Consider the following 13,196-nt stretch of genomic DNA (forward strand, 5'->3'; position numbering starts at 1 on the left):
TCCCTACACCGGCCGGAGCCCGCCCCGGCGCGCCCTGCCCCGCGCTCCCCCGCGCCTCGGGGCCAGGTCGCCGACACCTCGGATTCACCGCGTCGCCGGATTCCGCGTCGCCGCCCGGGGTGCCCGGGAGCCGCAGCCCGTTACTCGCGGTGTGCCACCGTCATCGGCGGGTCCTGGCCCCCCGGCGGCCCTGGGTCCGCGACTGTCCGGCGCGACGCCTGGCGGTCGCCGGGCCGGTTGCCGTTCCGGGCCTGGTGGAGCGCGTCCGCGTCCCGCGTCGCACGGCTGCCCGCGCCCGTGCGGAACGGGCCCCCGCGACCCGTCCCGCGCGGTGGCCGCGCCGCACCGTCCGTGTGGCGCGCTCACCGCGCAGGCAGCGTCGCAGCGTCTCCGGATCGAGGCCCTGGTTGCACGCCTCGTGCAGGAGCTGGGCGAAGGTGTATCCGGGATCCAGCCGCAGGGCGAGGCCCAGCGCGACCCGCGCGGCCGGTTCGTCACCGGTGGACCACGCGACCCAGCCCGCCAGGGTCAGCGGGGCCGCCGCGTGCTCCTCGTACGGGGCGACACAACGGCGTGCCAGCGCCCGCCACAGCCTCATCGCGGACTCCGCCTCGGGCCCTTCCATCCATTCCGCGGCCCTGTCGCGGGTCTCCCGGTCCTGGAGGCCGAGAATCACCGCGGCGGCCTCCTCGTGACTGATCAGCCGGTCGTCGTTGAGGTCGGACATCGAGGGCAGCGCCGCCGGCGCCTCCCCGAGGCGTTTCATGAGCCGCCGGGCGAGCTTCAGCGTCGAGCCGCCGACCTCCCTGCGGCCCTCCTCGTCGAGGAGCTTCGGCAGCAGCGCGGCCCCTGCCGAATCGAGCGCCTGCTGCTGCCCCGTACCCGCCGTGGCTGCCAGGGGCGTCAGCCTCGCCTCCATCTCACGCAGCGATCCCCGTACTTGAATGCCCGCGTAGGTCGCCGCGGCCGCCATCACCGAGGTGCCGGGCACGGCCAGCGGATTGCCGTCGACCGGGCAGCACCGGGCGTCGGGGCAGCAATAGGACCAGTAGCGGCTGTCGGAGATGCAGAGCGCTTCGAGCACGGGCACATCCAGTGCGCCGCAGGCGGTGCGCAGTCGCTGGGCGAAGGGCCGCAGACGCTCCATGATCTGGCTGCCGGTCTCTCCTTCGGCCGGATCCTGGCAGAGGAAGACGACGATCGCGTCGGGCCGGCCACCGCGCCGCTCGCTCCCCTTGACCAGACACTCCGCGAGTTGCTCGGCAACCGACGGCCACTCCTGCTCGGACTGCGGAATGCCGAGCCTGAGCCGCCCGCCGAAGCGGCCCCGGCCACCGTGCAGGGCGACCATGACCACGCTGTCGTTCGGATGGAATCCCATGAGATACGGGAGGGCATCGGCCAGCTCGGCCGGACCTCGCAGGGTGATCTGCTGCTCGTCGGACGGGCCGGTGGATTCGTGGTGCTTGTTCATGGCATGACCGTCTCGTGCCGGGCGAGAATCCGCGACCCCCTGTGGATAAGTTATCCACAGGGGGTCGCGCGGCCGTCGTGGCCGCGAGCGGTCGTCGTGGATCGCTCTATCCGGCCTGAGCGAGAACGAGCGGGAGCACCTGACCGGCTCCGCCCTGGCGCAGGAGGCGTGCGCCGACGGCCAGGGTCCATCCCGAGTCGGTGTAGTCGTCGACGAGCAGGACCGGGCCGGGGGCGCTGGCCAGGGCGGCGGCGAGTTCGTCGGGGACGGTGAACGAGGCGGCCAGGGCCCGGAGCCGCTGGGCGGAGTTGCTGCGGTGGCCCGCGTACTCGCCGGCCTGCGGGGTGTAGGCCAGGCTGCCCAGCAGCGGGAGCCTGCCGACCCGGGCCAGCCCTTCGGCCACGGAGGAGACCAGGTGCGGGCGGGTGCGGGAAGGCATGGCGACGATGCCGACCGGCCGCGCCACCGCGTCAGGGGCACCACTGGCCCAGCCGCCCGGTGAACGGGCCCAGTCGGCCACCACCGTCACGACGGCGGTCAGCACGTCGTCCGGGACCGGCCCGTCCGGTACCTGCTCCGCCAGCAGGGGGCGCAGACGGTTGCCCCAGCCGATGTCCGACAACCTGCCGAGGGCGCGCCCCATGGCCGCCTGCTGGCCTGCGGGGATGCGGCCCTTGAGGTCGATGCCGACCGCCGCCATGCCCGTGGGCCACATGCGGCGCGGCTCCAGCTCGACCCCCGGGCGGTCCAGCTCGCCGGCCGCCCCGGCGAGAGAGCCGGGTGAGACGGCGGTATCGAGCCAGGGCCCTGCGCAGGTGTCGCAGCGACCGCAGGGGGCTGCCTTCTCGTCGTCGAGCTGCCGCTGCAAGAACTCCATCCGGCACCCCGTGGTCGCCACGTAGTCCCGCATGGCCTGCTGCTCGGCCTTCCGCTGGCGCGCCACCCACGCATACCGCTCCGCGTCGTAGGTCCACGGCTGCCCGGTGGCCGTCCAGCCGCCCTTCACCCGCTTGACCGCCCCGTCCACGTCCAGGACCTTCAGCATGGACTCCAGCCGCGAGCGCCGGAGCTCCACCAACGGCTCCAGCGCCGGCAGCGACAGCGGCCGGCCCGCCTGCTCAAGGACGTCGAGAGTGCGTCGCACCTGCTCCTCGGGCGGGAAGCCGACCGAGGCGAAGTACGCCCAGATCGCCTCGTCCTCCCGGCCCGGCAGCAAGAGCACATCCGCATGGTCCACCCCGCGCCCCGCACGCCCGACCTGCTGGTAGTAGGCGATCGGGGAGGAGGGCGACCCCAGGTGCACCACGAATCCCAGGTCCGGCTTGTCGAACCCCATCCCCAGCGCAGAGGTCGCCACCAGTGCCTTCACCCGGTTCGCCAGCAGGTCCTCCTCGGCCTGCAGCCGGTCGGCGTTCTCCGTCTTCCCGGTGTAGGAGGCCACGGGGTACCCGCGCTGCCGCAGGAACGCCGCGACCTCTTCCGCTGCCGCCACGGTCAGCGTGTAGATGATTCCCGAACCCTGCAGATCCCCCAGCCGCTCCCCCAGCCACGCCAGCCGGTGAGCCGCATCCGGCAGCTCCAGCACGCCCAGCCGAAGGCTCGCCCGGTCCAGCGGCCCCCGCAGAACCAGGGCGTCACCGCTCCCCGTGCCCAACTGCTCGGCCACATCCGCTGTCACCCGGGCGTTCGCGGTCGCGGTCGTGGCCAGCACCGGCACCCCCGCCGGCAGCTCCGCGAGCATGGTGCGCAGCCGGCGGTAGTCAGGCCGGAAGTCGTGCCCCCAGTCGGAGATGCAGTGCGCCTCGTCGACCACCAGCAGACCGGTCGTGGCCGCGAGCTTCGGCAGCACCTGATCGCGAAAATCCACGGAATTGAGCCGTTCCGGGCTCACAAGGAGAACGTCGGTCTCGCCGCGCTCCACTTCCCCGTAGATCGTTTCCCACTCCTCCGGGTTGGCCGAGTTGATGGTGCGTGCCTGGATTCCGGCCCGCGCCGCCGACTCAACCTGGTTGCGCATCAGCGCCAGGAGCGGCGAAATGATCACCGTGGGTCCCGAGCCACGCCGCCGCAACAGAGCGGTGGCCACGAAATACACAGCTGACTTGCCCCAGCCGGTCCGCTGCACCACCAGCGCACGACGGTGCTCCTGCACCAGGGCCGACACCGCCTGCCACTGGTCCTCCCGCAGCCGTGCCGAACCCCCGGGGTCACCGACGAGCTCAGCGAGGATGGCATCGGCTTCAGTGCGGAGCTCCAGGTTGTCCATGCCCCCATGCAACCCGATGGCACGGACAATCGACCACTTCACCTCGCGTGACAACCGACTCACGGGGCACCCACGCACCACGCGGCCGCCGGGTCGCACCGTCGTGAGCGGCGCGCTCAGGGGCCGCAGGACGCGGACCGGGGCCATGCCGTATCCCCAGCGGCCCCCGGAGCTGCGGCGGGCCGGAACGGGCGCTGTGTTTCCGCTGGTCCTCGCTGTTCAGGCGTGACAGGTGGCGTCATCCGGGGCCTGATTGGGCAGGGATATCCGTGTCATTCCAGCTGATTACCGTCAGCTGCGCCGATTGCTCGTTGCCGCCTGCCGATGCGCCAGGGAGAATTGGGCTCGCTCCCCGCACAGTTTCTTTCGCGGCCCGGAAGGGCTGTGCCGCGGCGCGCCCTCACCCGACCCTGCCCGCATCGTGGGCGCGTATGCGAAGGGAGGACCGTGACCTTCGGATTCGCTCCGTCCGCAGCCACTTCGATGTCGGCAGCCGCCGACTCCGCCAACCGCCTTGCCCGGATACTCGAACCGGCCGAGTGGGCCGCGGCGGGCATACCGCTGCTGCGCAACCCGCGCGAGGTTGTCAGCGGCCTGCACGCCAGGCACCGGCCGACTCCGGCGACCGCCGTCGTCGCCGTGCTCGATCACGAGGAACGCCTGACGGCCAGTGCCTCGTTCGCCCGCCGCTCGGTGACGGCGGACGGCTGGGAACTCCGTAACTCACTGCTGGCGCATCTGCGCCGGGTCATCCCGCACGATCTGCGCCGCCGCACACCCGTGCGTACCGCGGTACTTCTCTACTGCCGTGAGGGCGACGAGCGCTGGACGGAGGAGGACGGGGCGTGGATGTGGGGGCTGCGGGACGCCTGCACCCTGCACGGCCTGAGGTGCGGCGCGTACATCACGCTGACCCGCGGCGGCTGGCAGGTGCTGGGCGAAGGACGGGGCGGTCGCCGCCCCAGCTCCACCTCGCAGCCGGCCGCTCTCGCCGACCCGCTGGACCAGGAGCAGGCTCCGTCGCGCACCGGCGGTGGGGCGGCCCAGGCTCTGCACCACAGCGCGGCCCGCTGACCCGGTCGTGGGCCCGGCCGCCCCTTACGGGCAGCCGGGTCACCACAGGCCGGCTCGCGCTGCGGTCAGACGCCCGCGCCGAACACCGCGTTGACCGGCTGCGGGTCACCGCAGACGATCAGCAGGGCTCCGGCGCTGCGCTTCGCGGTGGACAGCGCCTGAGCGGCGGCGGCGTCCACGGCACCGTTGACCGCGACGATCACCACCGGCCGGGACTTCAGCCGGTCCGCGGCTGCGGCTCCGGCGAAGAACACGTCGTCGCCGGCTTCGTGTTGGGCCCAGTAGGCGGCTTCACCGAAGGACAGCTCGTGCGTCGCCCACGGGTGCTGCTCACCCGTGGTGAGCACCAGGATGTCGCCGGGTGCCCGACCGGAGTCGAGCAGCAGGTCCACCGCCTCGTCGGCGGCGACGAGCGCGCCGTCGGCCGAGGCGGGGATCAGCTGGAGCTGCGGCGAGGAACGATTCTCCGGCGGAGCGGCCTGGGGCCGGCCGGAGGTGGGGTGCGGGCGCTGCGCCGGGGGCGCTGGCCTCGCGGGGCCGGGACCCGGACGACCGGGGCGCGGCATGGCCGCTGTACGCGGGCCGGGTACGGGACGAGGGGTCGACGCGGTGCGGCCGGTGGCCGAAGTCGCGCGGGGACCCTGGGCGCTCTCGTGAATCTGAGGCTCCTCGGGGATGAGAGGCATGGGTGGTTGTCTATCAAACGCCGCCGTACAAGACATCGGCGGGTGGGCACGCGTGTGCGATCAGAAGTCGAAGCCGAGCTGGCCCCCGCTTTCCAGTGCGGCCGCCTCGGCGGAGAAGCGGACCTTCTTGAGGTGCTGCCACCTGGGCAGCGCGTCGAGGTAGGACCAGGAGAGGCGGTGGTGGGCCGTGGGGCCCCGCTCCTCCAGTGCGGCCCTGTGCACGGGGGACGGGTATCCGGCATTGGCGCCGAACGCGAAGTCCTCGTACTCACCGGATTCCGCGCCGAGTTCGGCCATCACCTTGTCCCTGCGGACCTTCGCGATCACCGAGGCCGCCGCCACCGCGATGCAGGACTGGTCGCCCTTGATCACGGTACGGACCTGCCAGGGGCGGCCCAGGTAGTCGTGCTTGCCGTCGAGGATCACCGCGTCCGGACGCACCGGCAGCGCCTCCAGGGCGCGGACGGCCGCGAGCCGGAGAGCGGCGGTCATCCCGAGCTCGTCGATCTCCTGCGCGGAGGCGTCACCGAGGCCGTACGCGGTGACCCATCGCTCCAGCAGCGGCGCGAGTTCGGCGCGGCGCTTGGGGCTGATCAGTTTGGAGTCGGTGAGCCCGGCGGGCGGCTTGCGGAGACCGGTGACGGCCGCACACACGGTGACCGGACCCGCCCACGCCCCGCGCCCGACCTCGTCGACACCGGCGACGGTCCTGGCACCGGTGGTGGCGCGCAGTGAGCGCTCGACGGTGTGCGTGGGTGGTTCATACGGCATGGCGCCAGCAAGCGTACGCCGATGCGGCCGCCGAGAACACCCCGGGGCACCTGCCGGCCGCCGCCGTCCGGGGCGGATCATGACGGTGTCGCCGTGAGGGGCCCCGGGCGGCGTCCGGCGAGGACGGTCAGCGGGCGCCGGAGCGGAAGAACGGCATCGCGACCTGATCGATCAGCTCGGCGATGTCGCCGTCGCTCCATTCGCTGCCGCACACCTTGCTGCGATACATCATCATCGCGGGGATCACGTCGAAGGCCAGCCCGCGCAAGGCATCGGGGCGAACCTCACCCCGGTCGACCCCACGGCTCACCACTTCCCTGATGAGATCGGTCGACGGCCCGATCACACCGTTGAGGATCACCGACTGGAACCGTTCGGCCGTGCTCGCATCACACTCGTGAAGGACCGACCGCAGTGCGGTGCCGGACTTGGAGAGCATGCCGTCACGCAGCGTCCGGCACAGCTGATAGAGGTCGTCACGGATGTTGCCGGAGTCGGGCGCATCGCCGATCGCCGGCAGCGCGCAGCGCAACGCGTCGGCGACCAGATCCTCCTTGGAGGGCCATCGCCGGTAGATCGCCGCCTTCCCGGTCTGGGCTCCCGCGGCGACCCCCTCCATCGTGAGCCCGTTCCAGCCGACCGTACTCAGCCGCTCCAGTGCGGCTTCGAGGATCGCGCGCTCCAGCACGGGGCCTCGGCGGCGGAGGGACACCACCGGCGGCCGGGCGGCGGCCGCCGATCGCGAAGTATCCATGAGCTTCTCTCCATCGAAAACGGGTTCGCCGCACCCGCACCGGCCCGGCCGGCACTCGGACCCGGAGGGGCACAGCGGGACAGGGCGGCGCGTGGGGCCGGACGGGACCGAGCAGTCCCCGGCCGGGGCGGCGGTTGCGGACAGGACCGGGCAACAGCGGATCCAGTGAACGCTTGCGTTCACTGGAGGGGACTCACTACCGCTGCCGGGAACAGTGAACGGGTTCGTTCACTAATTCACTTGTGGGGGAACCATAGTGACAACCTCTCAGTTAGAAGCGCGGAGCGCACCGAGCCCGGCACGCCGGCAAGGCCGCCCGGGCATCGCCCTGACCGTCATCGCCGCCTGCCAGTTGATGGTTGTGCTCGATGCCACGATCGTCAACATCGCGCTCCCGCACATCCAGAACGCCCTGAGTTTCTCGACCACCGATCTCTCCTGGGTCCTCAGCGCCTACACCCTCACCTTCGGCGGGCTGCTGCTGCTCGGCGGCCGGGCCGGGGACATCCTCGGCCGCCGCCGGGTCTTCATGGCCGGAATCCTGATCTTCACCCTGGCCTCGCTGCTCGGCGGATTCGCCCAGGAACCCTGGCAGTTGCTCGCGGCCCGCGCGCTCCAGGGCGTCGGCGGCGCGATCGCCTCACCGACCTCACTCGCCCTCATCACCACCACGTTCCCGGAGGGTCCGGAGCGCAACCGGGCCTTCGGTGTCTTCGCCGCCGTGTCGGCGGGTGGCGGCGCGATCGGCCTGCTGGCGGGCGGAATGCTCACCGAATGGCTGGACTGGCGCTGGGTCTTCTTCGTCAACGTACCGATCGGCGTTCTGATCGCCGTACTCGCTCCGCTGTACATCAACGAGTCGGAGAGGCATCCGGGCCGCTTCGACATATCGGGAGCCCTGACCTCGACCCTCGGCATGGCCTCGCTCGTCTACGGGTTCATCCGGGCGTCCGAGGAGGGCTGGAGCGACTCCCTCACCCTGAGTTCGTTCGGCGCCGCAGTCGTACTGCTCGCCTCGTTCGTCCTCATCGAGATGCGCGCCAGGGAGCCGATCACCCCGCTGCGGATGTTCGCCGACCGCAACCGCTCCGGAACGTACGTGATCATGCTCAGCCTGGCCGCGGCCATGCTCGGCATGTTCTTCTTCATCGTGCTGTTCGTGCAGAACGTACTGGCCTACAGCCCGATCGAATCGGGCCTGGCGTTCCTGCCCGTAGCCGTCGCGATCGCCGCCGGGGCCGGACTCTCGCAGCGGTTCCTTCCGGTGCTCGGACCGAAGCCCTTCATGGTCACCGGCTCGGCGCTCACCGGTGTGGGTCTCGGCTGGCTCACGCTCATATCCTCCGACAGCTCCTATCTGTCGGGGGTGCTGGGACCGATGCTGCTGTTCGGCTTCGGCATGGGGCTGAACTTCGTGACGCTCACCCTCACCGCGGTCTCCGGCGTCGCCCAGCACGAGGCGGGGGCGGCGTCCAGTCTACTCAACGCGAGCCAGCAGGTGGGCGGTTCGCTGGGACTCTCGATCCTGGTCACGGTCTTCGGCACGGCAAGCCGCAACGAGGCGGAGAAGCTGGTTCCGCGGTTCCTGGCGAAGGCGTCGCCCGAACAGAAGGCGGAGTTCGCCAGGACCCGGGAGCTGCCGGGGAGCTGGGGGCACCAGGTGCTCGCCCAGGGCATCTCGACCGCGTTCATCGCGGCGGTGGCCATGGCGGCCCTCGCCCTGCTCACCGCGGCGCTGGTGATCCGGGTGCGCAAGAGCGATCTGGACGCGCTGAGCGGCAAGGCGTCGGCGGGAGGGGCGGCCGCGTAACGCACAGCCGTCCATGCGGACGGGACCGTACGGACGGGACCCGTCCGGCCCCGGTCCGTCGGACAGGCCCGCATGGATCAGCCGAGGCGTACGGATCGGTACAGGCTGTACGGATCAGCACAGGCAGTACAGATCAGCACAGGCAGTACGGGTCGTACGCGTCGCCCCCGTCGTCGCCGCGTTCGCTCCCTCCATCGCCCGGCCCCAGGCCCTGGCAGTCGCGCGCCCGCACACCGGGATCCCAGTCGCCGAGAATGTCCCGGGCCCGCGCCTCGCCCCAACTCGTCGCGTACCAGGGTGTGTCCGAGCTCCTCAGCGTCCGCTGGATCTCCTGCAGGGCGCAGGAGCGCAGCGGCTCGCGCAAGGTGTCCAGAGCCGGCACCGCATCGGCGGAGAGGCCGCGGAGGTACTGGATGTCGATCGAGTGCCCCTGGCGGTAGCGGTGCACGTTCTGTTCCGCGATCAGGCCGTCCGGCGAGACCAGGCCGAAGGCCAGCACCCCGACGGCCGCACTCGCCGCGACAGCGCGCGGAAGCAGCTTGGCGCCGAACACCCCCGCTGCCATGATCAGCACGAGGACCACACCGAGCCAGAGCTCCACCGCCGCCACGGAGATACGCAGCCGGGTCAGACCGTAGGCCTCGACGTACAGATCCATCCGCCGCAGTGCGGAGGCGACGACCACGAGGGTCAGCAGACACAGCGTGCCGAGCACGGCCTTCACGAGCGTACGGTCGCGTGCTCCGCCGCGAGGCGCCCAGCGCAGCGCGAGCGCGATGACCACAAGGGTGAGCAGGGTGGCCCAGAGGAGCTGCCAGAAGCCCTCGCGGGCGTACTGGGCGTACTGGTCACTGAGATCGGTTTCGGCCATGAGCTTGCCGTATCCGCCGAGCAGCACCGTGACCTGAATGGCGAGGAAGACGGCGAAGAGCAGATTCAGGACGATCAGCGGCAGCGCCCATTCCAGCCGCCCGCGTGCTGTGCCGGGAGGCACCACCACCCCGTCCCAGCGCACCGGGGCGGCGGCGGTGTACGCGGCGGCGAGCGCGCCCACGAGCCCGATCACGCCGAGGAACAGCCGCCACGGGCCTTCGCCCAGCGACACATCGGGCATCAGGCTGCCCAGTACGTCGGCGAACGCGGCATCGGCGCTCGCGAAGAGCGCTCCGAACACGATGAGCAGCACAATCGCCACGGCCGTGGAGCGGAACACGACACCCCAGCGGCCCCGGGAGTCCGCCATCCGGTCGCGTACGCCATGGGCGCCCCAGCCCAGCGATCCGGCGACGGACGTCAGGAGTCCCAGCGAACCGAGGAAGATCCCGAGCCAGCCACGACTGCCGTGCAGCGCGAGCGAGCCCACCGCCACGGCGGACACGATGGCGAGGAAGACCGGCCAGCCCGCGTCCCGGAGTGCCGGGACGACGAGAAGCGAGAGGCCGCCGACCGCCCAGACAACGGTCCACGGGCGCAGGCGGCGACCGGCCGCCCGTGCGGCGAAGTACGCCGCGAGGGCCGCGGGCACCGCCACGACGAGCAGGTTCGGACCGATTCCGTCACCGAGCAGCAGGGCGCTGAGCAGCGCGGTGGCCAGCACGGACCAGAGAGTCGCTACGGGGATGACCCCCGGTTCGGCGGGGCGGATCCGCGTGAGCTCCGAGGGCGTCCGCTTGGCGTTGTATCCCCAGGGAGCGGGCGGCGGCTGCGGATGGGCCTGCTGCGCGTACTTCGGCACCTTCGGAGGCTCCGGCACGGTGTCGCGCTCGTCCGGGACGGCGGGATTCGGCGTGCCGGACTGCGCGGGCACCTGCGCGGGCTTGGACAGCTGTGCTTTGGCCGGCCCCGGCCCGGGCGCCCCCGCCCCGGACGCTCCGGGCGGATCCGCCGGCTCCGGCGACCCCGACGCATTCTCAGGCCGGGGTGGTTCTGATCTGTGATCGGACATGGGACCCCTCCCCACCGAGGTCCGCCCACGCGAGCCCTGGGCAGCGCGCGGCCCCCCGGCGTCTCATTCGGTGCGCACCCGTCGTAATGATCACCGAGGGCGGCGTGGCCGAAAGAGTACCCCCCCGTTACCGGCGTCGGCCGAACAGGGAAGCGCTGTGGCAGTACCGTGACACTCGGGTACGGCGCGCCGCTTCCTACCGGGCCAGCCAGCCGGGAAGCTGCTCCGTCCTGGCCGTCCAGTCGGCAGGTGGCGCGCCCGCTGTGCCCGCCGCGACCACTCCGCCGACGATCGCGCAGGTCGTGTCGACGTCTCCGCCCGCCTGCGCGGTCACCCAGAAGGCCTGCTCGAAGTCGCCGAGGCTGCGGGCCGCGGACCAGAGGGCGAACGGGACGGTGTCGTGCGCGCTGGTACGACGGCCGTTGCCGAGGACCGCGGCGACCGTGCCGGCGTCGCGGTAGTCGAGCATGTCGCGGGCCCGGCGCAGTCCGGCACCGACCGCGCTGCGCGGTACGAGCGCGATGACGCCGTCGAGGAGGTCCGCCGGCTTCGGCGGGCCGGCGGGCGACGCCGCGAGCGAGGCGGCCGCCGCCACGGCCATCGCGCCCACGACGGCTTCCCGGTGCTGGTGGGTCGGGTACGAGGAGATCTCGGCCTGGTGCGTGGCCTGCTCGGGGTCGTCCGCGTACCAGGCGCCGAGCGGTGCGATGCGCATCGACGAGCCGTTGCCCCACGACCCCTGGCCGTTGAACAGCGCGGAGGCCAGCTCCCGCCAGTCCCCGCCCTCCCGGACCAGCCTGAGCAGGCGGTTCACGGCAGGACCGTAGCCCCGGTCGAAATCGTGGTGCACCGCGAAGGAGCGGGCGAGCGCGTCCTGGTCGATTCGGTCGTGCTCCCGGAGCACGGACAGGACCGAACAGGCCATTTCCGTGTCGTCGGTCCACTGCCAGGGCCCCGGGGGCAGGGCACGGTCCTTCAGGAGCGGATAGTTGGCGGGCACAAAGAACTGGGAGCCCAGAGCGTCTCCCACGGAGAGGCCGCGCAGGCTGGCAAGGGCGCGTTCGAAGCGCTGGTCGGAAGCCGATTCGGTCATCGCTCCCACTCTATCCGGTGATGCCGTACGGCTCAGGGGTACGCCAGCGCTCGAACGGCCGGTCAAGTGTGTAGCGCCCGTCCTTGCCGAGCACCAGCGTGCGGGACTCACCGTTGCCCGGGTTCGAGAGAGATTCGAATTCCGCCACGGACCAGTGGAACCAGCGCATACAGAACAGCCGCATGGTCAGACCGTGCGTGACCAGCAGGACGTTCGGCGGGTGGTCCGGAGCCTCGAAACTCCGGTGCAGGCTCTCCAGGAACGCGCCCACCCGGTCGTACACATCCGCTCCGGACTCGCCCTGCGCGAAGCGGTAGAAGAAGTGCCCGTAGGCATCCCGGTACGCCTTCTGCAGCCTGACGTCCTCCCGTTCCTGCCAGTTCCCCCAGTCCTGCTCGCGCAGCCGCGGCTCCTCCCGCACCCGCACGCGTTCCAGGTCGAGGCCGAAGGACCTGAACGTCTCGTGCGTACGGCGGTAGGGCGAGACGTACACACTGACCCGCTCGCCGTCGAAGAGCTCGCGCAGCCGCACCCCCGTCTCGCGAGCCTGCCGCAGCCCTGTCGCGGTAAGCCTCAGCGCGTGGTCGGGCTCACGCTCGTACACCGTGTCATCGACATTGCCCTCGGACTCGCCGTGACGGACGAGGACAATGCGTTGCGGTCTTGCCATGTACCGACCCTAGATCGAGTCGCCACCGTTCGAGCAATTGTCCGGATCCCGACCGTCGCATGTCGCGGGCTGGACTCCGGCGCCTGGTCCGCTCACACCGTCCACGACGGTTCGAGCTGCACCACGTCCCCGGAGAGCGCCGCGACGTCGTCCTCGGTCTGCGCCCGCTGCGAGAGCCGTTCGACACTCCCCGCCCGGTACTTGCCGCGTTCGGCGCTCGACTGCCACATGGAAAGGACCAGGAACTCATGGCCCGGCGCCTCTCCGAACACTCCTCGCAGCATCCCGGGCGATCCGGCCATCGCCGGATTCCACACCCGCTGCTGCATCAGCGCGAAGTGCTCGACCCGGTCCTCGTGCACCTTGCTGTGCGCCACCCTGAGCACGTCCGCGTCGGTGAAACCGGGTTCGAAGCCGGTCTTCACGTCGAAGCGGTATTCGAACAGCTTGACCTGTATGTCGTTGCAGGTACCCGACTGCGCGGCGGCCAGGGCGTCGTGCCCGCGTGCCATGAAGGAGTCGTAGAAGACCCGGTTCTCCCAGAACGCGAAGACATGGGCGACCTCCGGCCGGCCACGGCTCCAGCCGCCGCGCAGCCGGGTACCTGCAACGACATACAGGTCAAGCTGTTCGAATACCGCTTCGACGTGAAG

11 protein-coding genes are annotated in these 13,196 nt (G+C 71.4%); 2 read left to right on the forward strand and 9 right to left on the reverse strand.

From position 1 onward, the window contains the following. Positions 1–160: 160 nt before the first annotated feature. The gene (locus tag J1C73_RS17500) at positions 161–1,474 is read right to left on the reverse strand and encodes a DUF4192 domain-containing protein (RefSeq protein WP_207317209.1); all 1,314 of its coding nucleotides are present in this window, start codon (positions 1,472–1,474) and stop codon (positions 161–163) included. A 106-nt stretch (positions 1,475–1,580) separates the two neighbouring features. After that, on the reverse strand, positions 1,581–3,740 hold the full coding sequence (locus J1C73_RS17505) for a RecQ family ATP-dependent DNA helicase (RefSeq protein WP_207317210.1): 2,160 nt from the start codon (positions 3,738–3,740) through the stop codon (positions 1,581–1,583). 447 nt (positions 3,741–4,187) lie between these two features. Here J1C73_RS17505 and J1C73_RS17510 point away from each other — a divergent pair, with 447 nt between their 5' ends. Then, entirely contained in the window at positions 4,188–4,814 is a 627-nt protein-coding gene (locus J1C73_RS17510) for a hypothetical protein (RefSeq protein WP_207317211.1), read from the forward strand. Positions 4,815–4,879: 65 nt separating this feature from the next. Here J1C73_RS17510 and J1C73_RS17515 read toward each other — a convergent pair whose 3' ends face one another. From J1C73_RS17515 to J1C73_RS17525, 3 genes are all read right to left on the reverse strand, one after another. After that, positions 4,880–5,500, reverse strand: a complete 621-nt coding sequence (locus J1C73_RS17515; RefSeq protein ID WP_207317212.1) for a hypothetical protein — start codon at positions 5,498–5,500, stop codon at positions 4,880–4,882. A 60-nt stretch (positions 5,501–5,560) separates the two neighbouring features. Further along, positions 5,561–6,271 (reverse strand): ribonuclease HII, encoded by a 711-nt coding sequence (rnhB, locus tag J1C73_RS17520; RefSeq protein WP_207317213.1) that lies wholly within the window; start codon positions 6,269–6,271, stop codon positions 5,561–5,563. 127 nt (positions 6,272–6,398) lie between these two features. Continuing rightward, positions 6,399–7,025, reverse strand: a complete 627-nt coding sequence (locus J1C73_RS17525; RefSeq protein WP_207317214.1) for a TetR/AcrR family transcriptional regulator — start codon at positions 7,023–7,025, stop codon at positions 6,399–6,401. Between the two features lie 256 nt (positions 7,026–7,281). Between J1C73_RS17525 and J1C73_RS17530 the strand changes: the two genes are divergently transcribed. Then, positions 7,282–8,835, forward strand: coding sequence for an MFS transporter (locus J1C73_RS17530; protein WP_307797714.1), 1,554 nt, complete (start codon positions 7,282–7,284; stop codon positions 8,833–8,835). Between the two features lie 133 nt (positions 8,836–8,968). Here the strand turns inward: J1C73_RS17530 and J1C73_RS17535 are convergent, their stop codons facing one another. The 4 genes from J1C73_RS17535 to J1C73_RS17550 form a co-directional block, all read right to left on the reverse strand. Next, complete coding sequence (locus J1C73_RS17535) at positions 8,969–10,780, reverse strand: DUF4153 domain-containing protein (RefSeq protein ID WP_207317215.1); 1,812 nt, start codon at positions 10,778–10,780, stop codon at positions 8,969–8,971. Between the two features lie 196 nt (positions 10,781–10,976). Then, positions 10,977–11,873, reverse strand: a complete 897-nt coding sequence (locus J1C73_RS17540) for an ADP-ribosylglycohydrolase family protein (RefSeq protein WP_207317216.1) — start codon at positions 11,871–11,873, stop codon at positions 10,977–10,979. 10 nt (positions 11,874–11,883) lie between these two features. After that, positions 11,884–12,543 (reverse strand): histidine phosphatase family protein, encoded by a 660-nt coding sequence (locus J1C73_RS17545; protein WP_207317217.1) that lies wholly within the window; start codon positions 12,541–12,543, stop codon positions 11,884–11,886. A gap of 92 nt (positions 12,544–12,635) precedes the next feature. Beyond that, on the reverse strand, positions 12,636–13,163 hold the full coding sequence (locus J1C73_RS17550; RefSeq protein WP_242644315.1) for a DUF4937 domain-containing protein: 528 nt from the start codon (positions 13,161–13,163) through the stop codon (positions 12,636–12,638). Positions 13,164–13,196: the final 33 nt, after the last annotated feature.

The sequence above is a fragment of the Streptomyces laculatispora genome (genome assembly GCF_017353455.1).
GTDB classification, from domain to species: Bacteria; Actinomycetota; Actinomycetes; order Streptomycetales; family Streptomycetaceae; genus Streptomyces; species Streptomyces laculatispora.